The 26,834-nt window shown below is 53.9% G+C and carries 26 protein-coding genes; 14 read left to right on the top strand and 12 right to left on the bottom strand.

Annotated elements, in window-relative coordinates:
* Positions 1-93: 93 nt before the first annotated feature.
* The 4 genes from E2F51_RS07805 to cpxP all read right to left on the bottom strand — a co-directional run bounded on the left by E2F51_RS07805 (position 94) and on the right by cpxP (position 3,932).
* A complete protein-coding gene (locus tag E2F51_RS07805; protein ID WP_106382037.1) occupies positions 94-1,086 on the bottom strand; it encodes a sulfate ABC transporter substrate-binding protein in 993 nt (330 codons plus the stop codon).
* A 144-nt stretch (positions 1,087-1,230) separates the two neighbouring features.
* Positions 1,231-2,193 carry a 6-phosphofructokinase gene (gene pfkA, locus E2F51_RS07800; RefSeq protein ID WP_013200169.1) on the bottom strand — a complete coding sequence of 321 codons (963 nt, stop codon included), beginning with the start codon at positions 2,191-2,193 and terminating at the stop codon, positions 1,231-1,233.
* A 207-nt stretch (positions 2,194-2,400) separates the two neighbouring features.
* Positions 2,401-3,303 carry a CDF family cation-efflux transporter FieF gene (gene fieF / locus E2F51_RS07795; protein WP_134823156.1) on the bottom strand — a complete coding sequence of 301 codons (903 nt, stop codon included), beginning with the start codon at positions 3,301-3,303 and terminating at the stop codon, positions 2,401-2,403.
* Positions 3,304-3,422: 119 nt separating this feature from the next.
* Positions 3,423-3,932 (bottom strand): cell-envelope stress modulator CpxP, encoded by a 510-nt coding sequence (cpxP, locus tag E2F51_RS07790; protein ID WP_013200130.1) that lies wholly within the window; start codon positions 3,930-3,932, stop codon positions 3,423-3,425.
* 150 nt (positions 3,933-4,082) lie between these two features.
* On the opposite strand from cpxP, the gene cpxR reads away from it, so the two are divergent.
* Genes cpxR through trmL form a run of 3 tightly spaced genes read left to right on the top strand, consistent with a single transcriptional unit; the run spans position 4,083 to position 6,671 of the window.
* Positions 4,083-4,781 (top strand): envelope stress response regulator transcription factor CpxR, encoded by a 699-nt coding sequence (gene cpxR, locus E2F51_RS07785; RefSeq protein WP_013200129.1) that lies wholly within the window; start codon positions 4,083-4,085, stop codon positions 4,779-4,781.
* Positions 4,778-6,154, top strand: coding sequence for an envelope stress sensor histidine kinase CpxA (cpxA, locus tag E2F51_RS07780; RefSeq protein ID WP_134823155.1), 1,377 nt, complete (start codon positions 4,778-4,780; stop codon positions 6,152-6,154). The genes cpxR and cpxA overlap by 4 nt, the downstream gene beginning before the upstream one ends.
* Positions 6,155-6,197: 43 nt before the next feature.
* Complete coding sequence (gene trmL / locus E2F51_RS07775; protein WP_013200127.1) at positions 6,198-6,671, top strand: tRNA (uridine(34)/cytosine(34)/5-carboxymethylaminomethyluridine(34)-2'-O)-methyltransferase TrmL; 474 nt, start codon at positions 6,198-6,200, stop codon at positions 6,669-6,671.
* Positions 6,672-6,674: 3 nt separating this feature from the next.
* On the opposite strand, the gene cysE is transcribed toward trmL, so the two are convergent.
* The 4 genes from cysE to E2F51_RS07755 all read right to left on the bottom strand — a co-directional run bounded on the left by cysE (position 6,675) and on the right by E2F51_RS07755 (position 9,620).
* Positions 6,675-7,496: a serine O-acetyltransferase gene (gene cysE / locus E2F51_RS07770; protein WP_134823154.1), complete on the bottom strand. Its 822-nt coding sequence runs from the start codon at positions 7,494-7,496 to the stop codon at positions 6,675-6,677.
* A 68-nt stretch (positions 7,497-7,564) separates the two neighbouring features.
* On the bottom strand, positions 7,565-8,584 hold the full coding sequence (gpsA, locus tag E2F51_RS07765) for an NAD(P)H-dependent glycerol-3-phosphate dehydrogenase (protein WP_013200125.1): 1,020 nt from the start codon (positions 8,582-8,584) through the stop codon (positions 7,565-7,567).
* Positions 8,584-9,048 (bottom strand): protein-export chaperone SecB, encoded by a 465-nt coding sequence (gene secB, locus E2F51_RS07760; RefSeq protein WP_013200124.1) that lies wholly within the window; start codon positions 9,046-9,048, stop codon positions 8,584-8,586. Before secB ends, gpsA begins: the two co-directional genes overlap by 1 nt.
* A 140-nt stretch (positions 9,049-9,188) precedes the next feature.
* Positions 9,189-9,620: a rhodanese-like domain-containing protein gene (locus E2F51_RS07755; protein ID WP_013200123.1), complete on the bottom strand. Its 432-nt coding sequence runs from the start codon at positions 9,618-9,620 to the stop codon at positions 9,189-9,191.
* A gap of 327 nt (positions 9,621-9,947) precedes the next feature.
* Between E2F51_RS07755 and envC the strand changes: the two genes are divergently transcribed.
* Genes envC through E2F51_RS07735 form a run of 4 tightly spaced genes read left to right on the top strand, consistent with a single transcriptional unit; the run spans position 9,948 to position 14,376 of the window.
* The gene (gene envC, locus E2F51_RS07750; protein WP_134823153.1) at positions 9,948-11,255 is read left to right on the top strand and encodes a murein hydrolase activator EnvC; all 1,308 of its coding nucleotides are present in this window, start codon (positions 9,948-9,950) and stop codon (positions 11,253-11,255) included.
* A 3-nt stretch (positions 11,256-11,258) separates the two neighbouring features.
* Positions 11,259-12,185, top strand: a complete 927-nt coding sequence (locus E2F51_RS07745) for a divergent polysaccharide deacetylase family protein (RefSeq protein ID WP_245174181.1) — start codon at positions 11,259-11,261, stop codon at positions 12,183-12,185.
* Positions 12,186-12,239: 54 nt separating this feature from the next.
* Positions 12,240-13,475 carry a glycosyltransferase gene (locus tag E2F51_RS07740; RefSeq protein ID WP_134823152.1) on the top strand — a complete coding sequence of 412 codons (1,236 nt, stop codon included), beginning with the start codon at positions 12,240-12,242 and terminating at the stop codon, positions 13,473-13,475.
* Positions 13,468-14,376 (top strand): hypothetical protein, encoded by a 909-nt coding sequence (locus E2F51_RS07735; protein WP_134823151.1) that lies wholly within the window; start codon positions 13,468-13,470, stop codon positions 14,374-14,376. Before E2F51_RS07740 ends, E2F51_RS07735 begins: the two co-directional genes overlap by 8 nt.
* A gap of 42 nt (positions 14,377-14,418) precedes the next feature.
* On the opposite strand, the gene tdh is transcribed toward E2F51_RS07735, so the two are convergent.
* Both tdh and E2F51_RS07725 read right to left on the bottom strand, forming a co-directional pair.
* On the bottom strand, positions 14,419-15,444 hold the full coding sequence (tdh, locus tag E2F51_RS07730; protein ID WP_053145285.1) for an L-threonine 3-dehydrogenase: 1,026 nt from the start codon (positions 15,442-15,444) through the stop codon (positions 14,419-14,421).
* A complete protein-coding gene (locus tag E2F51_RS07725) occupies positions 15,444-16,646 on the bottom strand; it encodes a glycine C-acetyltransferase (protein ID WP_134823150.1) in 1,203 nt (400 codons plus the stop codon). The genes tdh and E2F51_RS07725 overlap by 1 nt, the downstream gene beginning before the upstream one ends.
* Positions 16,647-16,877: 231 nt before the next feature.
* Between E2F51_RS07725 and rfaD the strand changes: the two genes are divergently transcribed.
* From rfaD to E2F51_RS07705, 4 genes are read left to right on the top strand one after another with little or no spacing between them, the layout of a single operon-like run.
* Positions 16,878-17,810 carry an ADP-glyceromanno-heptose 6-epimerase gene (gene rfaD, locus E2F51_RS07720; protein ID WP_013200116.1) on the top strand — a complete coding sequence of 311 codons (933 nt, stop codon included), beginning with the start codon at positions 16,878-16,880 and terminating at the stop codon, positions 17,808-17,810.
* A 16-nt stretch (positions 17,811-17,826) separates the two neighbouring features.
* Positions 17,827-18,888, top strand: coding sequence for an ADP-heptose--LPS heptosyltransferase RfaF (rfaF, locus tag E2F51_RS07715; protein ID WP_013200115.1), 1,062 nt, complete (start codon positions 17,827-17,829; stop codon positions 18,886-18,888).
* The gene (gene rfaC / locus E2F51_RS07710) at positions 18,876-19,865 is read left to right on the top strand and encodes a lipopolysaccharide heptosyltransferase RfaC (RefSeq protein ID WP_134823149.1); all 990 of its coding nucleotides are present in this window, start codon (positions 18,876-18,878) and stop codon (positions 19,863-19,865) included. The genes rfaF and rfaC overlap by 13 nt, the downstream gene beginning before the upstream one ends.
* On the top strand, positions 19,862-20,785 hold the full coding sequence (locus E2F51_RS07705; protein WP_134823148.1) for a glycosyltransferase family 2 protein: 924 nt from the start codon (positions 19,862-19,864) through the stop codon (positions 20,783-20,785). Before rfaC ends, E2F51_RS07705 begins: the two co-directional genes overlap by 4 nt.
* 17 nt (positions 20,786-20,802) lie before the next feature.
* Here E2F51_RS07705 and E2F51_RS07700 read toward each other — a convergent pair whose 3' ends face one another.
* Complete coding sequence (locus tag E2F51_RS07700; protein ID WP_167738390.1) at positions 20,803-22,050, bottom strand: O-antigen ligase; 1,248 nt, start codon at positions 22,048-22,050, stop codon at positions 20,803-20,805.
* Between the two features lie 36 nt (positions 22,051-22,086).
* A complete protein-coding gene (locus E2F51_RS07695; protein WP_134823146.1) occupies positions 22,087-23,046 on the bottom strand; it encodes a polysaccharide deacetylase family protein in 960 nt (319 codons plus the stop codon).
* A 312-nt stretch (positions 23,047-23,358) separates the two neighbouring features.
* Here E2F51_RS07695 and E2F51_RS07690 point away from each other — a divergent pair, with 312 nt between their 5' ends.
* The 3 genes from E2F51_RS07690 (at position 23,359) to E2F51_RS07680 (ending at position 26,821) form a co-directional block, all read left to right on the top strand.
* Positions 23,359-24,465 carry a glycosyltransferase gene (locus tag E2F51_RS07690; protein WP_225309793.1) on the top strand — a complete coding sequence of 369 codons (1,107 nt, stop codon included), beginning with the start codon at positions 23,359-23,361 and terminating at the stop codon, positions 24,463-24,465.
* 248 nt (positions 24,466-24,713) lie between these two features.
* Positions 24,714-25,817 carry a glycosyltransferase family 9 protein gene (locus E2F51_RS07685; protein ID WP_134823145.1) on the top strand — a complete coding sequence of 368 codons (1,104 nt, stop codon included), beginning with the start codon at positions 24,714-24,716 and terminating at the stop codon, positions 25,815-25,817.
* A 5-nt stretch (positions 25,818-25,822) separates the two neighbouring features.
* Complete coding sequence (locus E2F51_RS07680; RefSeq protein ID WP_134824840.1) at positions 25,823-26,821, top strand: glycosyltransferase; 999 nt, start codon at positions 25,823-25,825, stop codon at positions 26,819-26,821.
* The last annotated feature ends 13 nt before the right edge of the window (positions 26,822-26,834 follow it).

The following is a 26,834-nucleotide window of genomic DNA, read 5'->3' as shown; positions in this document are numbered from 1 at the left end:
GGGTTCGGAAAGGGTAAGGAAGGCGTAAATAAGCAGTAAAGACCGTGGATAAGGCAAATCAGGCGGTGAAGGTATTCACCGCCTGGGTAACAATTAATCGGGTTTCATAATCTGGTCGTAAGTGCCACCATCGGCAAAGTGTGTTTTCTGGGCCTGAGTCCAGCCGCCAAACTTATTATCAATGGTAAACAGTTTCACCGGCGCAAAGGTGCTGGCAAACTTCTTCGCGACCTCAGGATCGCGCGGGCGATAGTAGTTCTCTGCCGCGATGGTTTGACCCACTGGCGAGTAGAGATACTTCAGGTAGTCATCGGCCACTTTACGGCTGTCACGCTCGTCGACCACTTTATCCACCACGGATACGGTCGGTTCCGCCAGGATTGATTCACTTGGCGTCACGATCTCAAACTTGTCTTTACCCAGCTTGTTCACCGCCAGATAGGCTTCGTTTTCCCACGCGATCAGCACATCGCCTAAGCCACGTTCTACGAAGGTATTGGTCGCGGCACGCGCGCCGGAATCCTGAACCTCAACGTTCTTATACAGGGCTTTGACGTAAGCCTGCGCTTTCGCCTGATCGCCATGGTTCTGATCCAGTGCCCAACCCCATGCCGCCAGATAGTTCCAGCGTGCGCCGCCGGAGGTTTTTGGATTCGGACTGATCACCGACACGCCAGGTTTGATCAAATCACCCCAGTCGTGGATTTGCTTTGGATTGCCTTTGCGGACCAGGAAGACGATGGTCGAGGTGTAAGGAGCAGAGTTGTCTGGCAGACGTTTAATCCAGTTTTTGTCGATACGACCGCGTTCAGCAATGGCATCCACATCAGATTCTAACGCCAGCGTAACCACATCGGCACGAATGCCATTGATGACGGACGTCGCTTGCTTACCGGAGCCACCATGGGATTGACGGACGACAACATTGTCACCTGTTTCCTGCTTGTAATGCGCGCTGAAGGCCTTGTTGTACTGTTCGTACAGCTCACGCGTTGGATCGTAAGAAACATTCAGCAGCTGAATATCTTTCGCCAGCACGCTGGTTGAAGCCAGTAACAGGGTAAATCCCACACTCCACTTATTCATTACTCTCTCTCCCAAAGGTTTTCGCTGTAGGAGAGCCTGACACAAACCTATCCACGATTTAAAGAATTAAAAACAAGCTTTAATAACCTAATGGAATATAGCAAGGCAGTAAAAAGGCGCTGGGTTTCAGCGCCTTGATTTTGCTTAATAAAGCTTCTTGGCAGTATCCAGCCAGTCACCTTTGAAGGGACGCTTCATGTTTTCAATCGCATCGATGATGTCGTGGTGCACCATCTTCTCATTCTGAATACCAACACAACGGCCGCCGTAGCCCTGCAACAGCAGCTCAATCGAGTAGGCGCCCATGCGGGACGCCAGGATGCGGTCGTAAGCGACCGGCGCACCGCCGCGCTGGATATGGCCCAGCACCGTTGAACGGGTCTCACGCTTGGTTTCAGCTTCAATGTATTTGGCTAGCTCATCGATATCGCAGATGTGCTCGGTAATGGCCACGATAGCGTGCTTTTTACCTTTGGCGATGCCCGCTTTGATCTCTTCTACCAGCTCTTCACGGGTGTAAGGGATTTCAGGCAATACGATAAATTCACAGCCACCGGCGATGGCCGCAGCCAGCGTCAGATCGCCACAGTAACGGCCCATCACTTCAACGATGGAAATACGCTGGTGAGAAGAAGACGTGTCACGCAGACGGTCAATCGCTTCAACGACGGTTTCCAGCGCAGTGAAGTAACCGATGGTGTAATCCGTTCCGGCCACGTCATTATCAATGGTGCCCGGCAAGCCGATGCACGGGAAACCCATCTCAGTAAGACGCTTGGCGCCCATGTAAGAACCATCACCACCGATGACCACCAGCGCATCAATCCCGCGCTTTTTCATGTTCTCGATGCAAACGGTGCGCACTGACTCTTCACGGAACTCCGGGAAACGCGCGGAGCCCAGGAAGGTGCCACCACGGTTAATCATGTCAGATACGCTGTAACGGTCCAGATTGGCCATGCGATCTTCATACAGGCCCAGATAGCCATCGTAAACGCCACACACTTCCAGGCCTTCGCTCAGGGCGGCACGTACCACGCCCCGGATGGCTGCGTTCATTCCTGGCGCATCGCCACCACTTGTCAGTACACCGATTTTTTTAATCATGACAACCTCTGAACTTGTTGATGCAAAATTAGAATTCTGAGCGCCCTGGAAGGTCGGCGCATAGGCGAGCTTACCCACTAATGATGGCAATAGTATATCAAAGCCAGGCAGCTGAATTGATTCAGGTCAGTCATGATTCAGCTATTTTTTTTGCGCCGCGTCACGTTTTTCACAATCATTGCGCTAACCCATTTATTTCCCGAGGAATTATAGATCAAGTCCCCGCGCCCGTTCAGCCGGTACCACCGAGCAGGGATCCTGATGAATGATCACATCCGACCCCGGAAAGCGGCTTAACAATGCCTTTTCAACGTCTTCTGCCATTTTGTGCGCCTGATAAAGGGGCAAATTATCGTCCATTTCCAGATGCAGCTGAATAAAACGGGTTGGGCCCGACTGACGGGTACGGATATCATGTGCGCCCTGAACGCCCGGCCAGTTTGTGGCGATATCAATGATCGTCTGCCGGTCCTCATCCGGCAACGCCCGATCCAGCAGCGCCTGAACGGCATCGTAGCCCATGCGCAATGCGCTGGTTAAAATCCACACGCCAATCCCCAGCGCAAACAGCGCATCCGCACGCTTAAAGCCGTACCAGCTTAGCCCCAACGCCAACAGAATGGCCCCGTTCATGATCACATCAGACTGGTAATGCAGCATATCGGCGCGGATAGCCACGCTGCGGGTGCGCTTGACCACCCAACGCTGGAAAGTGACCAACACCAGAGTGGAAAACAGGGCGATCAAGGTGACGACGATACCGATTAACGGTCCGCGCATTTCATTGGGCGTCGCCAGGTGTTGGAGACCGGTGAGGAACAGGAACAGTGCAGAACCGGAGATAAACATGCTTTGGGCCAGCGCGGCCAGCGATTCTGCCTTGCCGTGACCAAAGGTATGCTCGCGGTCAGCAGGCTGAAGGGAGTAGCGGACCACAAACAGATTGGTCAGTGAGGCGGCGATATCGACGAGGGAGTCGACCAGGGCGGCCAGCAGGCTGACGGAGCCGGTGTACCACCAGGCAAAAATCTTCACCAGCAGCAGCACCGAAGCCAGCATCGTGGCGGCCAGTGCGGCGCGATTCACCAGACGTGCGTAGTGTTGATCCATGCCACACTCCCTTAAGTTGAGTGCGTAAGTATACTGGATTTCAGGCAAAAAAAAGCCCCGCCATCATGGCGGGGAAGACAGGGATGGTGTCTATGGCAAGGAAAAACAGGGATACTATGTTACTGGTTACTGCCGGTACTACTCACTGCCTGCAGCGATGACGCCTGCTGCATGTTCGTTAGCTTGCGCATTTCACTCATGCGCTGCTGATGTTTCTCGTTTAAAACGTCCTGCTGGGCTGGTGTTAACAGGTGGTACATCTGGTTGCGTATCCGGGCCATTTCTACCTGCCGCGAGACTTCCGCCTGTGCAATCTTATCCAGCTGAGCTTTGTAGGCCGCTTCATCAAATTTATCTGCAATAATCTTCTCGTGCAGTTGTTCTAAATCGTTAATACTTATGGAAGAACGTTCATGACGCGCCTGTTGCATCAAATCTCGCATCTGTTGACGCTGCTGTTCGGTGAGATTGATGCCATCAAACATGTGACTCTGCGGAATTTGCGTCATACTGCGTGTCGCCGCGTTGTCTTGATGCATCTCGTCAGTCGTCGTCACTGCTGCAGAACAGGCGGCGGAGAAACTGATTATCAGCGCCGGAACCACAACGACGGCGGTAACTTTGCGCATCGTTTACTCCCAGGTTGGTTTCCATTTTCGATTCAACGAGAGCCAGTCTACGGCGCCCGCTGCAAACATGCGTCAGCCGGTGTAAAACTACGTAAAGTCATGGAATGACAGCATTCGTTCACGGTATTTTGCCTGCGGAGGGCAATAAAAATGAATAAAATCCTGTTGGTTGACGATGACCGCGAATTGACTTCGCTGCTGAAAGAATTACTTGAAATGGAAGGGTTTGACGTTCTGGTTGCTGGCGACGGCGAGCAGGCACTCACCCTGATTGATAACACGATAGATCTCTTACTGCTCGACGTCATGATGCCGAAGAAAAACGGTATCGACACCCTGAAAGAATTGCGTCAACAGCACCAGACGCCGGTCATTATGCTGACGGCGCGCGGAAGCGAGCTGGATCGCGTTCTGGGCCTCGAACTGGGTGCAGATGACTACTTGCCTAAGCCATTTAACGATCGCGAACTGGTGGCGCGTATACGCGCTATTTTACGCCGTTCAAACTGGAGCGAGCAGCAACAGCAACACGATAACAGCTCACCGACGCTGGAAGTCGATCACCTGCGCCTGAATCCAGGCCGCCAGGAAGCCAGCTTCGACAGCCTGACGCTGGATTTGACCGGGACAGAGTTCACGCTTCTGTATCTGCTTGCCCAGCACCTTGGACAGGTGGTCTCCCGCGAACATCTGAGCCAGGAAGTGCTTGGAAAACGCCTGACGCCGTTCGATCGCGCGATCGATATGCATATCTCTAACCTGCGCCGGAAACTGCCGGACCGCAAAGATGGTCATCCCTGGTTTAAAACCCTGCGTGGCCGCGGCTATCTGATGGTTTCCGCTACATGATTTCAAGCCTGACCACCCGCATCTTCGCTATTTTCTGGCTGACCCTGGCACTGGTGTTGATGCTGGTTTTAATGGTGCCAAAGCTGGATACCCGTCAGATGACGCCGCTGCTGGATAACGAGCAGCGTCAGGGCACCATGATTGAACAACACGTTGAAGCGGAGTTGATGCAGGATCCGCCCAACGACCTGATGTGGTGGCGCAGACTGTTTCGCGCAATCGACAAATGGGCTCCGCCTGGTCAACGGCTTTTACTGGTCACCAGTGAGGGTCGCGTGATCGGCGCACAGCATAACGAAATGCAGGTGATCCGTAATTTTATCGGCCAGTCTGATAACTCCGATCATCCGCAGAAAAAGAAATACGGCCGCGTTGAGATGGTTGGCCCCTTCTCGGTTCGCGACGGAGAAGATAACTACCAGCTTTACCTGATCCGCCCGGCGGGCAGCTCACAGCTGGACTTTATCAATCTGTTGTTTGACCGTCCTCTGCTGCTGCTGATTGTCACCATGCTGATCAGCTCGCCATTGCTGCTTTGGCTGGCCTGGAGCCTCGCTAAACCTGCCCGTAAGCTCAAGCATGCTGCCGATGATGTGGCGGCCGGTAACTTGCGTCAGCGTCCCGAACTGGAATCCGGCCCGCAGGAGTTCCTGGCGGCCGGTGCCAGCTTCAACCAGATGGTCAGCGCCCTGGAAAGAATGATGACCGGTCAGCAACGTCTGCTGTCGGATATCTCACATGAACTGCGTACGCCTCTGACTCGCCTGCAGCTGGCCACCGCGCTGATGCGCCGCCGTCAGGGCGAAGGCAAAGAGTTGCAGCGTATCGAGATGGAAGCACAGCGGCTCGATGGCATGATCAACGACCTGCTGGTGCTCTCCCGCACTCAGCATAAAAATGCGCTGGTCAGTGAAGCGATGAAAGCCAACCAGCTGTGGTCCGGCGTGCTGGATGATGCCAAGTTTGAAGCCGAGCAGATGGGCAAAACGCTGGACGTGCCCTATCCGCCTGGCCCATGGCCGCTGTACGGTAACCCGAGTGCGCTGGACAGCGCGCTGGAGAATATCGTCCGCAATGCGCTGCGCTACTCCTACTCCAAAATCGCCGTCAGTTTTTCGGTGGATAAACAGGGCATTACCATCCACGTCGATGAGGATGGTCCAGGCGTCAGCGCGGAAGATCGTGAGCAGATTTTCCGGCCGTTCTACCGCACTGATGAAGCGCGCGACCGTGAATCCGGTGGAACCGGGCTGGGTCTGGCGATTGTCGATACCGCCATCCAGCAACACCGGGGTTGGGTCAAAGCGGATGACAGCCCGCTGGGCGGTCTGCGTCTGACAATCTGGTTGCCGCTCTATTCCAGCAAAGCCTGATTGTTTGCTATGCTTCGGCCCTCGCTAATGAGGGCCGTTGTCGATGCTGAATATCGTTTTATTTGAACCTGAAATCCCACCCAATACCGGGAATATCATCCGTCTTTGCGCCAATACCGGCTTTCAACTGCACCTGATTGAGCCGCTGGGCTTTGCCTGGGATGATAAGCGCCTGCGCCGTGCCGGGCTCGATTACCATGAGTTCACCGCCATCAAACATCACGCTGACTATGCCGCGTTTCTGTCTGCAGAAGCGCCACAGCGGCTGTTTGCGCTCACCACAAAAGGCACGCCCGCGCACAGCGCGGTGAGTTATCAGCCGGGTGATTACCTGTTGTTTGGACCGGAAACGCGGGGATTGCCAGCCGACATTCTCAATGCGCTACCGGCACAGCAGAAGATCCGAATCCCGATGCAGCCGGACAGCCGCAGCATGAATTTGTCTAATGCCGTCTCAGTGGTGGTATACGAGGCGTGGCGCCAGCTGGATTACGCTGGCGCAGTGGTGAAGGCGTAAACGTCAGATCCCGTCGCCGAATTCGAAGCCCGGCACGGTGCCATTGAAGTGCTGATCCATTTCCATCGAAGGCTTGTCGCTGCTCGGCTTGCCAACGATGCGGGCAGGAACGCCAGCTGCGGTGGTGTGTGGCGGAACCGGTTGCAGCACTACCGAACCGGCACCAATTTTCGCCCCGCGTCCCACTTCGATATTGCCGAGGATTTTAGCGCCGGCCCCGATCATCACCCCTTCGCGAATTTTCGGATGGCGATCGCCGCTGGTTTTGCCGGTACCGCCCAGCGTAACGGATTGCAGGATCGAGACATCGTCTTCAACCACCGCCGTTTCGCCAATGACAATGCCGGTGGCGTGATCGAGCATGATGCCGCGACCAATTTTTGCCGCCGGATGAATATCCACCGCAAACGAGGCCGACACTTCGTTCTGCAGATACACCGCCAGCGCGCGTCGTCCTTCATTCCACAGCCAGTGACCAATACGATAGGCCTGTAAGGCATGGAAGCCTTTCAGGTACAGCAAGGGCGTGGAGTATTTATCGATTGCCGGGTCACGCTGACGGACGGCCTGGATATCACAGGCTGCCGACTGGATCATCGACGGGTCCTGATTATAGGCTTCCTGCACGATTTCACGGATGGCGATGGCAGGCATGATCGGATTGGCCAGCTTGTTGGCGAGCATATAGCTCAGCGCACTGCCCAGATCTTCGTGCTTCAGCAGCGTTGCGTGGTAAAAACTGGCCAGCATCGGTTCGCAGTCAGCCAGGGCCCGCGCTTCCGCTTTGATATAATCCCAGACCAGTTCAGGTTCTACACACGGCATTGCTCTCTCCACATCAAAAAATAGCGCCCGGCGACTGCCTGCGCGCTATATCAGTTTGCATCCCTTTCTCAACTGGCGCTGTTTTCGTCTTTCCTTGTGCGCCCAAGTAAGCTCAATGCTGCCTCTCGCGCATTTTTTTCGCAATACAGGACCTGATAAATTTGCTCGGTTATTGGCATCTCCACGCCGCAGCGCGCAGCCAGAGCCTTAACCTCTTTAGTATTTCGGAAACCTTCTACTACCTGACCTATGGTCGTTTGCGCCGCTTCCACGTCAATTCCCTGCCCCAGCATCATGCCAAAGCGCCGATTGCGTGACTGATTATCGGTACAGGTCAGCACCAGGTCGCCTAATCCCGCCATGCCCATAAAGGTGGTGGGATCGGCACCGAGAGCGGTGCCCAGACGGGTCATTTCAGCGAGGCCACGGGTAATTAATGCGGTACGTGCATTGGCACCAAAGCCAATTCCATCGGAGATGCCCGCGCCAATAGCGATCACGTTTTTCACCGCGCCGCCGAGCTGGACGCCAACAAAGTCTGGATTGTTATACACACGGAAGCTTTTACCGCAATGCAGCAGCGTCTGCAGGTCATCAGCAAATTCGCTGTCCGTTGCCGCCAGGGCAATCGCCGTCGGCAGACCCGCCGCCAGTTCTTTGGCAAAGGTCGGGCCCGAGATCACTGCCAGCGGAATATCCGGACCGAGGATCTCACGCGCGACATCCTGCAGCAGACGTCCGGTCTCTTTTTCCAGGCCTTTCGTGGCCCAGACAATGCGGGAGTCAGCGCGCAGATGCGGTTTGATTTGCTGTAAAACATCGCCGAACACATGGCTGGGAACCACCACCAGCAGGTCGCGACTGGCAGCAATCGCACTGGCCAAATCGGTTTCAAGGCTCAACGAATCAGGGAAAGGAACATCGGGCAGGAAAGCCGCATTACAGCGGTCAGCCTGAAGCTGAGCCTGATGGTGTGGGTTGTGTCCCCACAGCACCACGTTGTGCCCGTTACGAGCCAGCGTGATGGCTAAAGCGGTGCCGTAAGATCCGGCACCGAGGACGCTCATTGAAGCGTTAGCGTGAGGCATTATGCATCCTGTTGAGGAGCGGCGCCTTCGTTTGACTGCTGAAGATAGTTCATGAACAGCGCGTCAAAGTTCACTGGCGCCAGGTTAAGCTGCGGGAAGGTACCGCGTGAAACCAGGCTGGTGATGCATTCGCGAGCATAAGGGAACAGGATGTTCGGCGAGTATGCACCGAGGCAATGCGCCATCTGGTTACCGTCGATACCGGAGATAGAGAAAATACCTGCCTGCTGAACTTCACACAGGAACGCAGTATCTTCGCCCACGGTTGCCGTTACGGTCACACGCAGTACGACTTCATACACGTCTTCTGCCAGCTGGCTGGAAGCCGTATCCAAATCCAGTTTCACTTCTGGTTCCCACTCTTTCTGGAAAACCTGAGGCGCGTTAGGCGCTTCAAAAGAGATATCCTTGGTGTAAATACGCTGGATCTGGAAAGCCATCTCGGTGTTGTTTTGCTCTGACATGTTACGTAATCCTATTGGTTAATAATCCGTTATTTCGCCACTCGCCCGTCTTATTTAAGTAGCGGGTCGAGGCCAGAAAAGCCATCTAGCGCGAACTGGTCTTCACAGCCAACAAAGTGCTGCGCATCACTACATCAGTCTTACTTTCCACGTACCAGCGGCAGGTTTTCACCACTCCAACCGGAGACGCCATCTTTCAGTATGGAGACGTTTTCAAAACCGGCCGCGTTCAGCTGAGCAGCGGGTTCTGCAGCGGATGTGCCGTTGGCACACACCACGATAATCGGTTGCGCTTTGTGCTTCTCTAATTCGCCAAAGCTGCCTTTTTTGATGTCAGCGGCCAGCACGTTGATGGCATTGGAGATATGGCCCTTACGGTAGTCATCACGCCCACGCACGTCGACCACCACGGCTTCTTCTTTATTAATTAAACGGGTTGCTTCACCGCGGCTAATCGTTTTTATCTTGGAGAACATACCCTTAACGGTAGTCACGATCACCAAAACCAACAGGACAACCCACGCCAGACTAAGAATGGTGTGGCTGCCTGCGAACTGCATAATATCTTGCATGAGGGGTAACAACTCCCGAAAGGGTTAATAAGCTAAAACAAGGCTTCTGAGTATACCTGCCAGTATTGTCATGTACAGTCATGAAGCCGTCAGAGTTGCGTTTTCTGAGGCAGATTCCCAAAAAAAATTGCCTTAAGTGTAAATGCCCGTGTCAGTGCGAGTTCGCTGCAATCCTGAGCGGTTATTTGTTGTGCAAATCTGCCTGACACTTACCCGCAGGATCGCCTGCCCAGCGACCGGTTTCAGGCAACGCTGTCACTGGTGGAAATGCAAAAGCCGGGACAGATGGCTGGTAAGCTGCTGTTCATCGTGGAATAATCTGGTCCTATGAGGGAAAAAGCGCCAGTTTCATCTTTACGAGCACAGGGTAACGGATCTGCCACAGGCGTTCTGTTGCGATCTCATGTGTTCAGCCTGTCTGCCAGCGTACTTTGCGCCGGTCTTTTGCTGTCGTCTTTTGCCAGCCACGCGGCCGACGATAACAAGTCGCAGCTCTCCAGCCTGCAGCAGGATATTGCAGCGAAAGAGAAGAGCGTTTTGCAGCAAAAGCAGCAACGCGGCAAGCTGTTGGCGCAGCTGACCAGCCAGGAAAAGATCATTGCTCAGGCCAGCCGCCAACTGCGTGAAACCCAAATCACCCTCACCGGGCTGAATAAGGACATTTCTTCGCTGACCGCCTCGATCAGCAAGCTGGAGGCGCAGCAAGCCAGTCAGGAAAAGCTGCTTGCCGAGCAGCTCGATGCGGCTTTCCGTCAGGGACAACACAGCGGCGTCCAGCTGATCCTCAGCGGCGAAGAGAGCCAGCGCAGCGAGCGCATCCTTTCCTACTTTGGCTATCTTAACGATGCCCGCCAAAAATCAATTGATGACCTGAAAAAGACCCGCAGCGACCTCTCTGCGCAGAAAGCGTCTTTGGTGGATAAACAGGCGCAGCAGAAATCCTTACTCGACCAGCAGCAGTCGCAACAGCAGAAGCTGGAAGGTGCGCGCGTTGCCCGTAAGAAAACGCTGACCACGCTGGAGTCGTCTCTCGAAAAAGATCAGGCGCAGTTGGTCGATATGCGGGAAAACGAAAGCCGCCTGCGCGACAAAATTGCCAAAGCTGAACGGGAAGCCAAAGCCCGGGCAGAGAAAGAAGCGCGCGAGGCGGAAAAAGTCCGTCAGCGTCAGGCTCAGGCGAAGAGCAAAGGCACCACTTACAAACCGACCGAAGGTGAGCGTTCATTAATGGCGCGCACCGGCGGATTAGGCCGTCCTTCTGGTCAGGCCGTATGGCCGGCGCGCGGCACGATTGAACATCGCTTCGGCGAACAGCTGCAGGGTGAGCTACGCTGGAAAGGCCTGGTGATTGACGCACCTGAAGGCACCGAAGTGAAAGCCATTGCCGATGGCCGCGTTCTGATGGCCGACTGGCTACAGGGCTACGGTCTGGTGGTGGTGGTAGAACACGGCAAAGGGGATATGAGCCTTTACGGCTACAACCAAAGTGCGCTGGTGAGCGTGGGAACTCAGGTTAAGGCAGGACAGCCAATCGCACTGGTCGGGACCAGTGGCGGCCGGGGCACGCCTTCACTCTATTTCGAAATCCGACGCCAGGGACAGGCCGTCACTCCACTTCCGTGGTTAGGAAAATAACTTTTGTCACACCTCCGCAAAATGAGTGGCGTGCTGGCAGGCCTGTTAATGGCCTGTACGGCACACGCCGGAAAACTCTCTATCGTCATTGATGATTTTGGTTATCGTCCGAAGGAAGAGAATCAGGTTTTGCAGATGCCGAAGAACATCTCTGTCGCGGTTCTGCCTAACGCTACCCACGCCCGTGAAATGGCGACCAAAGCCCACCAGCTGGGTCACGAAGTGCTGATCCATCTGCCGATGGCGCCCCTGAGCAAACAACCGCTGGAAAAAGACACCCTGCGCCCGGACATGTCCAGTGCGGAGATCGCGCGTATTATTCGTGAAGCGGTGGCCGATGTGCCTTTTGCGGTCGGCCTGAATAACCATATGGGCAGCGCGATGACCTCCAGTCTGCCTGGGATGCAGAAGGTGATGCAGGTACTGGATCACTATAATTTCTACTTCCTCGACAGCATGACCATCGGTAACAGCCAGTCAACGCGCGCCGCCGCCGGAACCAGCGTCAACGTGCTGAAGCGCCGCGTGTTCCTCGACGATACGCAGAACGAAGCGGATATCCGCAAGCAGTTCACGCGTGCGGTGCGCCTGGCCCAGCGCGATGGCTCAGCCATTGCCATCGGCCATCCGCATCCCACCACCGTCAGGGTATTGCAGGAAATGCTGCCAACGCTTCCGGCAGACGTGACGCTGGTTCGTCCAAGCCAGTTGCTGAATGAGCCCCAATCCCCCGGCCGCCAGCCGTTGCCACCGGCTGAAAAACCGCGTAATCCGTTCCACGGCGTGAAAAGCTGTCCGGTGAAGATTGCACCGGTTCCGGCAACCCGTGCACTGAGCGTGGTGGCTGAAAGTATTGGCAACAGCGCGGGCATGCGTTATATCGATACGCACTTTAGCGGGTTGAAGCTCGATATCGGGACCCAACCTTAATTTTTCTGCAGCGTCCCTGACTGAAGGGACGCAGGCCCAGAGAGTCGCGGACACATGGAAGATCAGCGTAAAAAAATTCTGTTGCTGGATACCGGAAATGAATGGGGTGGCGGCACCAACAGCATGCTTGAGCTGTTGAAGCGTATCGACCGCAGTCAGTTCGATATCCGCTGCTGCTTCTACCATAATTACCGCCGTGGTAAAGGTGACACCATTGCTGACGTGCTGGAAGCGCTCGGCATCCCGGTGATGTTTATTCCGCAACGCAAGCAACCTCGCTGGGCGAAAGTCTGCAAAGAACTGCTGCGATCGCTGGTATTTTTCAACCGTTCCTTACGGCTGAAAACGACCCGTTGGGGGGATATGCTTTGGCGCATCAAGCCCAATGCGAAACGTATCGCCGAGGCGCTTTCCCGCCAGAATATTGATTTGCTCTATATGAATAATCAGCCGGGATCGAACGCTGAAGGCTATCTTGCGGCCGAAGGTTTACCGATTACCCTGGTGCAGCATTGCCGCATTGAACCGGTCCTGAACCGTGAATTGGTCGGGATGGTGAATCAGCGCGCGGATGCAATCATCGCTGTATCAAACGGCGTCCGCGAAGTGCTGATCGCCCATGGCGTCGTGGCTGAAAAATGCTTCACCGTATTCAATGCTATCGACATCTGGCAACCGCTGCCCTCCCGCGATGCGATGCGGCAACAGCTGCTGGCGCTGGATAACCGCACCTTTGTGTTTGGCAGCATCGGATCGTTAATCCCCCGCAAATCCAATCACCATATTCTGCAGGCGCTGGAAAAGTTTGCCGCATCCTTCCCCCAGGCCGACTGGCGGATGGTGATCCTCGGCGAAGGCCCGGAAGAAGCGGCGTTAAAACGTCAGGCGGCTCAGGCCGGTATTGCGGATCGGGTGATTTTTACCGGTTTCCGCCCCAATGCCCTGGAATATCTGGCCGCGCTGGACGTGTTTATTCTGGCGTCCAAAAGTGAAGGGTTGCCGCGCGTGGTGCTGGAGGCCATGTTGCTCAATACCGCGGTGATTGGCTCGAAAGTCACCGGCACCGCCGAACTTATCTCGCCGGATAAAACGGGCTTGTTGTTCGATTACGGCGATACCGATACCCTGTTTGAGCAGATGAAGACGCTGTATCTTGATGCGGAAAAACGCACGACATTATTGCAACAGGCCAACGCCAACGTGAAAGCGCACTATGCTATTGAGCATTACGTCGCAGGCGTGGAATCTATTTTGAAAAATGCGTCACATGGAAACTCTTCGCATGTTTGAATTCCTGAACCCTCAGTTCCGCCACATTCGTTCGCGCCATAACCTCTCTTATCAGCAGAAAGAGGTGCAAGGCGCAACACCGGTCACTTCCATTGTCATTCCCTGTACGGGCGCTGACTTTGTCGAAGAGGCGACCTTAAGCGCGTTATTTGCATCGCGTTTTGCGCCTGATGCAGAAGAGATTGTCATCGTCTCCGATCAGCCTGCCGCACAGTTTGGCGAGCTGCCGGCGAAAACCCGGGTGGTGACGCTGGACGTGCCGTTGCGGGAAGAGAACTACCGCTATAAACAAATTTACCGCAGTCGTTTGATTAAGCTTCAGGCGCCTTTGCAGGCAAAAACCGACGGCATTTTGATGATCGATTCCGATCTCAATCTGCTGAAAATGCCCGATATCAACATGCATGACGGGCATATCTATTCCAGCTTCCGCCAGGGCAAGATGATCGCCAAACTGGCCAATGCGCCTGAGCAAAACCGACCGGCTTATTACCGCAATAGCGTCAGACCTTATATTGTTGACCATGTGAATGGCGCTTTTCTTGCCGCGACACGGCAGACGTGGAAACGCATTTGCCCACTGTGGTTAACGCTTTTCCAGGATACCTGGGAATTAATGGATGATTCGCAGCCACCCACCGATCAGCTCCCACTGGCTGCATTGTTGGATATGCTGGATCTGAAGACGGTAAACCTGGGTGACTGGATGAACTGGCCGGTCTCGAAGAAGATTGGTGGCAGCACGGCAGCGATCCCGAAAGAGGTGGTTGGTGCGCATGGCGGCTTCCCGCTTTCGGAATGGCAAAAGTATTTGCAGTCATCCGATACGCCATTGACCTTTAAAGGTCAGGATTACACCCGTAAGGTGCGCTATCTGACGGATGCCGAAAAGCTCAAGTAACATTGTAAATTGGGTCGGCCCATTGCCGACCCAACAGATTGATTACCAGTCCAGAATCACCTTGCCTGAAAGGCCCGAGCGCATTTGATCAAACCCCGCCTGAAAATCATCAATCCCAAAGTGATGGGTAATGATCGGCGTGATATCCAGCCCGGACTGGATTAATGCCGCCATTTTGTACCAGGTCTCGAACATTTCCCGGCCATAAATCCCTTTGATAAACAGTCCCTTGAAAATCACCAGATTCCAGTCAATCGACATCTCTGAAGGGGGAATGCCGAGTAACGCAATGCGCCCACCGTTGTTCATCACGCTTAACAGCGTTCTGAACGCTGCCGGTGCGCCAGACATCTCCAGTCCTACGTCAAATCCTTCGGTCATGCCCAGTTCCTGCATCACGTCCTCCAGCTTTTGCTGGCTGACGTTCACCGCGCGGGTCACCCCCATCTTACGGGCCAAATCGAGGCGATAGTCGTTCACGTCGGTGATCACCACATGCCTGGCGCCGACATGACGGCAGATTGCTGCCGCCATAATGCCAATCGGGCCGGCACCTGAAATCAGCACATCTTCGCCGACCAAATCAAATGACAGCGCCGTATGCACCGCATTACCAAAGGGATCGAAAATCGCCGCCAGCTCATCAGAAATGTTGTCAGGAATACGAAAGGCATTAAACGCGGGGATCACCAGGTATTCCGCAAAACAGCCCTGCCGGTTAACGCCAACGCCGACCGTATTGCGGCAAAGATGGGTTTTCCCCGCCCGGCAGTTTCGGCAGTGGCCACAGGTAATATGCCCTTCCCCGGAAACCCGATCGCCCAGCGAGAAGCCCTTCACTTCCTGACCGATCCCGACCACTTCACCAACATATTCATGCCCGGTGATCATCGGCACGGGAATGGTTTTCTGTGACCATTCATCCCAGTTATAGATATGCACATCCGTGCCGCAAATGGCGGTTTTACGAATTTTGATCAGCAGGTCATTGTGACCCGGCTCGGGGACAGGCGCATCGTGAACCATCCAGATCCCTTCTTCCGCGCGCAGCTTCGCTAATGCTTTCATCACGCCTCCTTAATCACGCCAAGCTTTTTGCCAATCCGGCTGAAAGCATCCCCCGCATGGACTAGCTGCTCATGGCTGTGTCCCGCCGAGATTTGCGTGCGGATCCTTGCCTGCCCTTTCGGCACCACGGGATAGAAGAAGCCGGTAACGTAGATGCCTTCCTGCTGCAACAGCCGGGCAAATTCCTGCGCCACTTTCGCTTCGCCCAGCATCACCGGAATAATGGCGTGATCGGCGCCGGCCAGGGTAAACCCGGCTTTGGTCATTTCGGCACGGAAAAATTTTGCGTTGTCCCACAGACGCTGACGTAAACCATCTCCTTCGGTCAGCATATCCAGCACACGTATTGAGGCGGCAACAATGGCCGGCGCCAGCGAATTCGAGAACAGATAAGGACGGGATCGCTGGCGAAGCCATTCGATCACCTCTTTTTTAGCCGCCGTGTAGCCACCCGAAGCGCCACCCAGCGCTTTGCCCAGCGTACCGGTGATGATATCGACCCGGCCCATCACCTCGCAGTATTCGTGCGTGCCCCGACCGCCTGCGCCCACAAAGCCGACGGCGTGAGAATCATCGACCATCACCAGCGCGCCAAAGCGATCCGCCGCATCACAGATGCCCTTAAGGTTGGCGATCACGCCATCCATGGAGAAAACGCCGTCGGTGGCGATCATGATATGGCGCGCGCCGGCCGCTTTGGCTTCTTCCAGCCGCGCTTCCAGTTCCGTCATATCGTTGTTGGCGTAACGGTAACGTTTAGCTTTGCATAACCGTACGCCATCAATAATCGACGCGTGATTCAACGCGTCAGAAATAATCGCATCTTCCGGCCCAAGCAGCGTTTCGAACAAACCGCCGTTAGCATCAAAGCAGGAGGAATAGAGAATGGCATCTTCCATGCCCAAAAATTCCGCCAGCTGATTTTCCAGCTGTTTATGGCTGTCCTGCGTGCCGCAAATAAAGCGTACCGACGCCATGCCAAATCCGTGGCTGTCCATGCCTTCCTTCGCCGCGGCGATCAGGGCGGGATGATTAGCCAAACCCAGGTAATTATTTGCGCAGAAGTTAACGACTTTCCCGCCGCCTTCCAGTTCGATATTGGCCTGTTGCGCGGAGGTAATCAGGCGTTCGGACTTAAACAGCCCTTCCGCCTCGACTTCCCGTAATTGTTGCGTAAGTTGCTGATAAAATGGCGATGACATTTTCATACTCCGAAACAGGCTTAGTAGCGGAATATCTTACTGAAGGGCAAGGGATGGGACGAGGATACAGATCGTGTAGTGTGATTTTCGCAGCATAATTAACGCCAGCTTCCAACAATTACATTCCGTTACGGAGTCATCTGGCTGTCTGACGCCGCATCAGATGTTATGATAAGAGGCATTAGCGTGTGAAACCTCCCGTTTCACCCCCCTGTTTAAAGGTTAATGCTCATGATTATCGTCACCGGCGGCGCAGGACTTATCGGTAGCAACATTATTAAAGCGCTGAATGACAAAGGCCATACCGATATCCTGGTGGTCGACAACCTGAAAGACGGCACCAAATTCGTCAATCTGGTGGATTTGAATATTGCCGATTACATGGATAAAGAAGACTTTCTGATCAGCATTCTGGCCGATGAAGATTTCGGCGATGTTGAAGCGATCTTCCATGAAGGCGCCTGCTCATCCACCACCGAGTGGGACGGCAAGTACATGATGGACAACAACTATCAGTATTCCAAAGAGCTGCTGCACTACTGCCTCGAGCACGAAATCCCGTTCCTGTATGCCTCTTCCGCAGCCACTTACGGCGGCCGCAACGATAACTTTATCGAAGAGCGCCAGTATGAAGAGCCGCTGAACGTTTACGGCTATTCCAAAATGCTGTTCGATCACTATGTCCGTCAGATCCTGCCGGAAGCGGGTTCGCAGGTCTGTGGTTTCCGCTACTTCAATGTGTATGGTCCGCGTGAAGGCCATAAAGGCAGCATGGCCAGCGTGGCTTTCCACCTGAACACCCAGTTAAACAACGGCGAAAATCCCAAGCTGTTTGAAGGCAGCGACACCTTTAAGCGTGATTTTATCTACGTGGAAGATGTGGCGTCGGTGAACCTGTGGTTCTGGGAAAATAACGTTTCCGGCATCTTCAACTGCGGTACCGGTCGTGCCGAGTCGTTCCAGGAAGTGGCCGATGCGGCGCTGAATTTCCATCAGAAAGGGGAAATCGAATACATTCCTTTCCCGGAAAAACTGAAGGGACGCTACCAGGCCTACACCCAGGCGGATCAAACCAACCTGCTGGCAGCGGGCTATGATAAGCCGTTCAAAACCGTCGCTGAAGGCGTCGCTGAATATATGGCATGGCTGAACCGCAAGGCGTAACGGGACAATTCCGGCAATGAAGATTCTGGTAATCGGCCCTTCATGGGTTGGCGATATGATGATGTCGCAAAGTCTCTATCGCACGTTGAAGGCGGCTGAACCCGACGCGATAATTGATGTGATGGCACCCGCGTGGTGCCGTCCACTGTTATCGCGTATGCCAGAGGTCAACGAAGCGCTGGCGATGCCGCTGGGCCATGGTGCGCTGGCATTAGGCGAGCGTCGTCGTCTGGGCAAAGCCTTGCGCAGCAAAGGTTACGATCGGGCTTACGTGTTGCCCAACTCGTTTAAGTCCGCGTTAGTTCCCTTCTTTGCCGATATCAAAACCCGCACCGGCTGGCGCGGTGAAATGCGCTACGGGCTGCTGAACGACGTGCGGGTGCTGGATAAAGCCGCGTGGCCTTTAATGGTTGAGCGCTATGTGGCGCTGGCCTACGACAAATCGCGCTACAGCCATGCGGCCCAGCTGCCGCAGCCGCTGCTGTGGCCGAAGCTGCAGGTCAATGAAGCTGAAAAGCTGACGACCGCCGCGGCGTTCGGCTTATCGGCAGATCGTCCCGCGATCGGTTTTTGCCCTGGCGCAGAATTTGGTCCGGCAAAACGCTGGCCGCATTACCACTACGCTGAGCTGGCGCAGAGCCTGATCAACCGTGGCTATCAAATCATCCTGTTTGGTTCGGCCAAAGATAAAGTGACGGGCGAACAGATCCTGCAAAGCCTGCAGGAAGATTCGCGTGCGCATTGCCGCAATCTGGCAGGCGAAACCCAGCTGGAACAGGCGGTAATTTTGCTGGCGCATTGCCGTGCGGTGGTGAGCAACGATTCCGGTCTGATGCACATTGCCGCCGCGCTGGATCGTCCGCTGATCGCACTCTACGGCCCAAGCAGCCCTGACTTTACGCCGCCATTGTCCGACAAAGCGCGCGTCATCCGCCTGATCACCGGCTACCACAAGGTACGCAAAGGGGATGCGGAAGAAGGCTATCATCAGAGCCTGATCGATATTCAGCCTGAGCGGGTGATCGCCGAGCTGACCGCCTTGTTAGCGGATGACGAGGAAAAAACATGCACGTCCTGATTGTTAAAACCTCCTCAATGGGCGACGTGCTGCACACGCTTCCGGCGCTAACCGATGCCATGCAGGCTATTCCCGGCATTCGCTTTGACTGGGTGGTGGAAGAAGGCTTTGCGCAGATCCCCGCCTGGCATCCTGCCGGGGATAAAGTGATCCCGGTGGCCATCCGCCGCTGGCGTAAACACTGGTTTGGCAGCGAAGTCCGCGAAGAGCGCTTCCTGTTCAAGCGCGAAGTGCAGTCGCGCGAGTATGATGTGGTGATTGATGCGCAGGGACTGATCAAAAGCGCCGCGCTGGTCACGCGCATTGCGAAAGGCGTTAAGCATGGTCAGGACAGCCGCAGTGCGCGCGAACCCTTCGCCAGTTGGTGGTATGACGAGCGCCATGAAATCAGTAAAAAACAACACGCCGTGCAGCGAACCCGCGAGCTGTTCGCAAAAAGTCTTGGTTACCCGATGCCGGATAGCGAAGGGGATTACGCCATCGCGCAGCATTTCCTCAGCGAGCCGCCATCTGATGCCGGACAGTACCTGGTGTTTCTCCATGCCACCACGCGTGATGCCAAACACTGGCCAGAAAGCCATTGGCGCGAGCTGATTGGTTTACTCGCCGACAGCGGCCTGAGGATTAAATTGCCGTGGGGCGCAGACCACGAACACCAGCGCGCCATCAGGCTGGCCGAAGGGTTTAGCTATGTCGACGTGCTGCCTAAGCTGACGCTTGAGCAGGTTGCCCGCACGCTGGCAGGCGCCAGAGCAGTCGTCTCCGTCGATACCGGTTTAAGCCATCTTACCGCCGCGCTGGATCGCCCGAATATCACGCTTTATGGCCCGACCGACCCGGGATTGATAGGCGGTTACGGCAAGAACCAGTGCGTGCTACGTCCCGGGCAGGGCAATAATATGGCCTCGATTACCGCTGAGAATGTCATGTCGCTGCTATTGCCCGCTATCGCCTTACCGGTACCGTTAAGCCAATGACCAACGCCTGCCCGCTCAGCATCCTGATTGCCGCCCATAACAGTGAAGCCTATCTTGCTGCAACGCTCGACAGCATTGTGGCTTCATTGGGTGAGGCACTCGATCAAGCTGAAATCATCATCGTTAATGATGGTTCCACGGACGGCACGCAGGCCATTATCGATCGCTATGCACGGCAATTACCCCATCTTCGCAGCGTCCTTTCAGCCCACCGAAACGTCGGTAAAGTTCGTAATCAGGCGGTGAGCCTGGCGACGGGCGATTACCTGCTGATGGTCGACAGTGACGACCAACTCCTGCCTGATGCTTTGCGGGATCGGCTGGTCACGTTGCAAGAGCACGCGCCGGACATTTTCCTGAGTAAGATTATTGAGGTGCGTGGTGATATTGCCAATCAGCCCATCTGGCAGGCAAAGGCACCTGAAATACTGACTCAACATCAGTCTGTTGAACGGTTTCTGATCCATCGTGACTATCAGGCACATTTCATTGGCCAGTTTTTTGCCCGTCATCTGCTCCAGCAGCACGCTTTTCCAGACTTCATTTGTTATGAGGACAGCTGGTTATTTCCACTGTTACTGACACTGAGTCATAAGACGCTTTATTCAGACAGCGGATTCTATCTCTATCGCAAACACGCCAACAGCCTGTCTTCCGCGATAGACAAGCGGAAAATCGACTGTCTGATTGCGGCAACGCAGCATATGGATGAGGTTTTACCCGCTAACTTTGCCTCGCTAATTACATGCCACTGGCTGGATATCGCCAACCGCTATCCAGACGCGCTGCGGAGCAGCGGTCAGGACAGGATCGTCAACGAGCGTATTGGTCGGGTCAGTCTGAGCCGTTTCCTGTTGGATAGAAAAATCAGACTCAGCTACAAAAGAAAAATGCTGAAGGTGCGTAAACGGGGTCTGTGAAGACCCCGGTGAAGACGTTAACGGGCCAGGCTGCTCTGCTGATGCCTTCTCAATGCATTGAACATCTCGCAGACGATCAGCATCAACGCCACGCAAATCGTTAACTCACGGCTGATGAACACCACGTCACTCAGGCCGCTAATCACTACCCCAAACATCACCGCCAGCATCAACGCATTTCTGCTTCGTAGAGCGTAGGTAATCAGCACGACATAAAACAGCAGCATCACCAACGCGCCCTGAATTCCCTGTAGCGTCGCGCTATCCAGCAATTCGTTGTGCAAATGCACTTTCTCATACATCAGCGAGATGGTGTCTGTATGGCGGGTTTTCACATAGTTTTCGAAGCACGCCGTACGATCTTCTGTTTTCATCCCCAGAGGATGCGCGATGAAACAGACTGACCCCACTCGCCACATTGCCAGACGCGTGGTTAACGACCCAAACTGATTCCCGTCCGACTGGATATAGGTATTGTACTCTTGCAGAGTCGAGTCCAGCTTCGGCTCAATCATCGGCTTATAGCTCACCCCAACCAAGATCACCAAGGCAATCACCACCGAGAATAATGACTTCAGGCCGAAGTGACGGAATTGCAGTACGCCAACCAGCAGGATAATCAGGGGATAAGCCGCCATCATATTGCGGGTGCCGGTTTGCACCAGGATAAAATAGGACAGACAAAAGATCGCCAGACAGAACAGGATGTTTTCAGGGGTATGCTTTTCGGTGGCCAGCATAAACAGCACCATCGTTGAAAGCATCGCATAGCCATAGGCGGATATGGTGGCGCGGTCTAACGAAAAAGCGACCCGGTGAATATCACTAAAGTATTGATATAAACCGAACAGGGTCGCGGCAAAAAACGCCACCAATAAGCCGGTGCGGATTAACCAAAGACTTCTTTTCGGGTAGTTCTTCATCTGAGAAAACAGCCAGTAACCGATAAAGCACGCCAACAGCAGGCGTTTTCCCGCATTAAAGTAGTCGTTAAACTCGCTGTAATCCGCGCTGCCCAGATACTCCCAGTAGAACCAGATGACCTTACTCAAGCCAAGCACGGCCAATAGCCCAATGAACCATAGCCGCGATTTATCATACTCTCTCAGGTTAAACAAAATCCCCGCGAGTGAAAAATAGAAGCTCCAGTAAAACAGCACCTTGGCGCCCTTAACATCAATAAAGGTCACCATAATGGTTAGCAGCGTACAAGCCAGGGCCAGTAAGTAAAAAACAGCACGGAAGTCCGTATCTTTGAAGCTCATTTTCATTTTCTCTTTCACCGAATCCTGTTTATCACATCAACGAGCTTTAGTGGCCGCATATTCCGTTAACGTCATCCCGACGGTCCGGCTATGTAGCCAGTTAAACAACTGCTCCAGATCGTCATAAAGGCGATCGATATCCGCTTCATTTTTGAAGGTCGGGCTGCCATCGGGCATAAATTCGGACGAGTGCAGCATAAACTCAACGTAATCCGATCCCGCGGCCAGCGTTTTTTCAGCCACGCCAATCATCTGCTGCACGTTACCGCCCGTCGGACGCAGCCAGTGAACCGACGAACTGCGCTGCTTGCCACGTAAACGGTCATAGCCTTGTTTCAGGCGGTTCATCATCCCCGAATGCTTGTATTGAATGCTCATTGGCACTTCCAGCAACGGCGAGGTGCCTTCACGGGAAATATCTTCCGCATCCAGATAATAGGCATTGCGCGGGAAATGCGTGTAGTTGGTGCCGCCGGAGCCTTGCGGCGCACCCGGAGAAAACTGCCAGTTCACGCCAGGCGTGACGGAGCAGTCCACCTTATACCCAAACTCAACCAGAAGCCGGGCATATTGCTGGTTGAATGCCCAACGCCCTGCCCGATGGCTGAGCATTTTTGTCTGAAAGGTCTCTTCCAGTAGCTCTGTCATAAAGGCGATTTTTCGGCGCATTTCATCAACAGGATATTCGATCAGATAGGGCTGAAATTTCCAGTCATCGTCAGTCAGTGGGTACGCTGGCGGACTGTTCCAGGCATGTAAATGCATCCCCACTTCACCAGTTCCGCGGGCGATCACATCACGAGCGAATGCCTGGTAAACCGGGTCGATGGCCATTTCATAGTTGGTTAGCCAGGTCGGTTTAAAGCCGTATTTTTCGCAAAGTTGCTGGAAACGTGCGAGATATCCCGCGTTCTTAGTGGTAACAATACCCGAGCGATTGCGCCACAGGTTGTCACCTTCCGTATCAATAGTGATGAGAAATGCGGGTGTGGTCATGCCGTTTCCATACTCCTGGTTAGTCTGAGGGTATGTTACGCAGCGGACATTAGAGACGCAAAGAGATTCGCGAGGCAATATTGTCAGTGGATTATGCTGTGGCACTCTTCCTGTTAATTTTCTAAGATAACTACAGCTAATAAAAAAGAGTACATTGGGAAGCCCCTGATGTTCGGCTTGTTTTCCCGATTGTAATCTACACAGCTCTGGCAGAAGGATCCGCCTGAATCAAAAAAAAGATGAGCGGCATTTATGCGGCAAAAGAGGCTACGTCGCCTTCTCCGCAGTATTTTTCTGGCTAAGGGTAAAAAATTGTCCAAGCGCATTTTGATGATCATTGATGGCTTACCCGGAGGGGGAGCTGAGAAAGTCGTGCTGACTCTTGCAAAAGGGATGATGGAGCGTGGACATCGGGTGTCGTTATTCTCACTGCGTTCAGTGTGTGAGTACGCCATCCCGCCCGGTCTGGATTTCCGGGTGATCAAAGATAACTGCAAAAAACCGTGGCGCAAACTGACCGAACTGAGCCGCCGTGCTGCACAGCTGGATAAAGAAATCCATACGGCGGAGAAGAGTGATACCCCGTTCGATTTGGTGATTTCTCATCTGCATAAGACGGATCGCATCGTCCGCCGCTGCCCGCACCTTGAGCCTGAAAAGACCTGGTTCTGCCTGCATGGGGTGTTTTCTGCCTCATACCTTGCCCGCCGTAAAGGTTTCTCTCTGTGGCTTAAAAAGGCCAAAATCCGCCGCATTTATCAGGGCCGCAACATCATTGGCGTCTCGCAATACGTCGTTGACGACCTGAAGCGCTCGTTTGAAATCCAGCCTAAACGTGAACAGGTGATATTCAATCCCTTTGAGTTTGAGGCCATTGAAGCCCTTTCGCTGAAACCCTGCTCGATGGAAGGTAAGGACTATCTGGTCCATGTGGGCCGTTTTCATCAGACCAAACGCCATGACCGGCTGTTACGTGCCTACGCCAAAAGTGGCCTGGAAGCGCCGCTGGTGTTAATTGGCCAGGGAAGTAGCGAGGCTACCCGCGCGATTAAAGATTTGGCTATTGACTTAGGCATCAGCAAGCGTGTCATTTTTAAGGGATTTATCAGCAATCCCTATCCCTACATCCGTCATGCGAAGCTGTTGGTCGTTAGCTCGGACAGTGAAGGGTTTGGCAACGTATTAGTCGAAGCATTAATTTGCCATACGCCGGTGGTCAGCACGCGCTGCCCGGGTGGCCCCGTCAGCATCCTGACCGGCGAATTATCGCGGGGGTTGGCAGAAATGAATGACGATTCGCTGGCGACGACAATGCGGGATATTTATCTTCATCCACCCATAATGCTTAAGCCTGATGTCGATGCTTACAGTATTGAGGCTGTTTGCAGACAGTACCTTGATTTAATTAATCGTAATTAACAAAGTCCTGCTGCACTGTCATTCGTTTCAGCGTTAAAATCAGCCCACAACATCAGGGCGAAGACAACCTGAAGCCACTTTTTGTTTACTCATCATTGAAGGTTTTGGCCCATGATAACGCTCATTAACAGGAACGGATATCTGAGCTCAGTGAAAAGTTTGACCTCATCAATACGGCTGACAATGGGACGTACGCTTACCCAGATCCTCTTCCGTGGAACTTTCAGCTCGCTCAGGGAGAACAGAGCGTGAATTATGTATTGTTATTTTTGCTGCTCTTACCGCTTAAGCTATGGAAAAAGCTGGGTAAGAACACAAGCAACCGTAATCTGATCATTCAAACGGCAAAGATAGGGGACTTCATCAACATCACCCCGTTGATGCAGCATCTTAAGCATAGCGACGCCCTGCTCAGCAGCTCAGTCGCGCCGCTTGCCCGTAATGATGCCACTCTGGACGAGATTTTTTACGTTGAAGAGCATAAATCCAGCACGATGGCCAAACTGAAGCTGGCCATCAGGTTGATGAACCGCTATCGCAACGTCTATCTGCTGCATCCTAATAACGCCAATCTGTTCTTTGCCGCCTGCTGTAATGCGGAGAATAAACAGTTTCTGTCGATGTATCGCCGTCGCTGGTATCAGGGGATTTTTTATCTCACCGCCAGCGGCACGGTGGAGCATGAGAAAAACACGCTGACGCTGGAAAACTACCTGAAACTGGCCGACCGCTCGCTGACCAAAGAGAGCTATCCCAAGCATGCGACGCTGCCGTTAGTGCAACCCGTCAATACGCCGGAAGAGCTGTTCAGGACGGACAAAATTAAAATCGGCATCAGCATCTCGGCCGGAAATCAGGCGAAAACCATTCCCCCTGTTATCTGGAAAAGCCTGTTCGATCGCCTCAGCGACCTGCCCTGCCTGTTCTATGTATTTGGTTCACCGAATGAACTTACCCGCTTAAACGAGCTCAATAAGGAGGTTGGTGAACGCGACAACCTGGTCAACATGATTGGCAAGGTCTCGCTGGAGGGATTGCCCTATGCGATCGAGCAGATGGATATCTACGTGGCATCGGACTCTGGCAATGTTTATATTGCTGACGCGCAGAATGTGCCGGTGGTGCTGATTTATGGTCCCTGCTGCGTAGAAGAACAACGGCCATTGGGCGATGTTCTGCTGATCGGGCCGAACCATATTGCGCCAACCTCCTTTGTTTTCCAGGCGCTCTACAAATTCAATTATCCTGCCGAACAACTGTTTGAACTGGATAAGCGTAAGCTGGATGATATCCATGATTTTGTGAGTGCCCGCAAGCCTCAATTGACTCACGAAGAGAAGATTTTACCCTGAGTATGATGCCGCATTCCGATCCCGCCGCGCCTGAACTGAGCGTGGTTATCCCGATGTACAATGCCGGGAAGAGCTTTGAGGCTTTCATGGCTTCATTACTGGCTCAAACGTTGCAATCCCTTGACGTCATTATTGTTAATGATGGTTCAACTGACGAGTCAGCCGCAATGGCGCATCAGTATGCCGCTGAGTATCCGCACGTTCGGGTTATCGATCAGCAAAATGGCGGCGTATCACGCGCCCGCAACGCCGGGATGGCAATAGCGACAGGCCGTTACGTGACCTTCCCCGATGCTGACGACACCCTTGCACCTGATATGTATGAAAAACTGATCGCCATGGCCAACGCCGACGATCTGGATATCGCCCAGTGCAATGCAGAACGCGTTTTTTGGGGCGGGGATAAAGCCAAACCGCTGATCCCTAAAGACCGTTTGCAGTCTACCGGCGTTCTTAGCGGGGCTGAATGGCTCGGTAAGGCCCTCGCAACCAATCGCTATCTGCATGTTGTCTGGCTGGGCGTTTACCGCCGTGCATTGATTGACCAACTTAACCTACAGTTTGAGCCCGGCCTGCATCATCAGGATATCCCGTGGACCACTGAACTGATGCTGAATGCCCGCCGCGTGCGGTATACCGACGAGGTGATGTACCGTTATTACGTACACGATCAGTCAATCAGTAATCAGAAGCGCACGGGAATGCGGAATGTGGAATATCAGCGCCACTATCTTAAAATCGCGCGGATGCTGGATGAGATTAACCAGCGCTATAAAAACACCGTAAAACTGTCTGCGCCGTTGTATCGGCAGGTCACGAAAGAAGCCCTGACCGTGTGCCACTCTATTCGCCGCGAACCCGATGCGGACGCCCGACAGGCGATGATAGCTGACCTGATCGCCAGTAAAACGCCGGGCAGAATGCTGCGAAATGCGCGTGGCGTGCAGCAGTGGTACCAGTTGCTGCTCTGGCTGAGCCGAATTTATCGCTGGCGGAAAGGCTGATGATGAAACCCGT

Origin of the sequence: Erwinia sp. QL-Z3, assembly GCF_004551645.1 — a bacterium.
GTDB classification, from domain to species: Bacteria; Pseudomonadota; Gammaproteobacteria; order Enterobacterales; family Enterobacteriaceae; genus Erwinia; species Erwinia billingiae.
The sequence above is the reverse complement of the archived record's forward strand: the minus strand, read 5'-3'. Positions and strand labels throughout refer to the sequence as shown.

Coding starts and splice junctions, on each gene's coding strand:
- trmL (WP_013200127.1), top strand. CDS start 6,198: ATGCTGAATATCGTTTTATTTGAACCTGAAATCCCACCCAATACCGGG.
- E2F51_RS07680 (WP_134824840.1), top strand. CDS start 25,823: ATGCCGCATTCCGATCCCGCCGCGCCTGAACTGAGCGTGGTTATCCCG.
- E2F51_RS07705 (WP_134823148.1), top strand. CDS start 19,862: ATGACCAACGCCTGCCCGCTCAGCATCCTGATTGCCGCCCATAACAGT.
- cpxR (WP_013200129.1), top strand. CDS start 4,083: ATGAATAAAATCCTGTTGGTTGACGATGACCGCGAATTGACTTCGCTG.
- E2F51_RS07725 (WP_134823150.1), bottom strand. CDS start 16,646: ATGTCATCGCCATTTTATCAGCAACTTACGCAACAATTACGGGAAGTC.
- E2F51_RS07735 (WP_134823151.1), top strand. CDS start 13,468: ATGTTTGAATTCCTGAACCCTCAGTTCCGCCACATTCGTTCGCGCCAT.
- E2F51_RS07695 (WP_134823146.1), bottom strand. CDS start 23,046: ATGACCACACCCGCATTTCTCATCACTATTGATACGGAAGGTGACAAC.
- E2F51_RS07805 (WP_106382037.1), bottom strand. CDS start 1,086: ATGAATAAGTGGAGTGTGGGATTTACCCTGTTACTGGCTTCAACCAGC.
- rfaD (WP_013200116.1), top strand. CDS start 16,878: ATGATTATCGTCACCGGCGGCGCAGGACTTATCGGTAGCAACATTATT.
- envC (WP_134823153.1), top strand. CDS start 9,948: ATGAGGGAAAAAGCGCCAGTTTCATCTTTACGAGCACAGGGTAACGGA.
- E2F51_RS07740 (WP_134823152.1), top strand. CDS start 12,240: ATGGAAGATCAGCGTAAAAAAATTCTGTTGCTGGATACCGGAAATGAA.
- gpsA (WP_013200125.1), bottom strand. CDS start 8,584: ATGCCTCACGCTAACGCTTCAATGAGCGTCCTCGGTGCCGGATCTTAC.
- tdh (WP_053145285.1), bottom strand. CDS start 15,444: ATGAAAGCATTAGCGAAGCTGCGCGCGGAAGAAGGGATCTGGATGGTT.
- secB (WP_013200124.1), bottom strand. CDS start 9,048: ATGTCAGAGCAAAACAACACCGAGATGGCTTTCCAGATCCAGCGTATT.
- E2F51_RS07700 (WP_167738390.1), bottom strand. CDS start 22,050: ATGAGCTTCAAAGATACGGACTTCCGTGCTGTTTTTTACTTACTGGCC.
- E2F51_RS07755 (WP_013200123.1), bottom strand. CDS start 9,620: ATGCAAGATATTATGCAGTTCGCAGGCAGCCACACCATTCTTAGTCTG.
- cysE (WP_134823154.1), bottom strand. CDS start 7,496: ATGCCGTGTGTAGAACCTGAACTGGTCTGGGATTATATCAAAGCGGAA.
- cpxA (WP_134823155.1), top strand. CDS start 4,778: ATGATTTCAAGCCTGACCACCCGCATCTTCGCTATTTTCTGGCTGACC.
- rfaC (WP_134823149.1), top strand. CDS start 18,876: ATGCACGTCCTGATTGTTAAAACCTCCTCAATGGGCGACGTGCTGCAC.
- rfaF (WP_013200115.1), top strand. CDS start 17,827: ATGAAGATTCTGGTAATCGGCCCTTCATGGGTTGGCGATATGATGATG.
- cpxP (WP_013200130.1), bottom strand. CDS start 3,932: ATGCGCAAAGTTACCGCCGTCGTTGTGGTTCCGGCGCTGATAATCAGT.
- fieF (WP_134823156.1), bottom strand. CDS start 3,303: ATGGATCAACACTACGCACGTCTGGTGAATCGCGCCGCACTGGCCGCC.
- pfkA (WP_013200169.1), bottom strand. CDS start 2,193: ATGATTAAAAAAATCGGTGTACTGACAAGTGGTGGCGATGCGCCAGGA.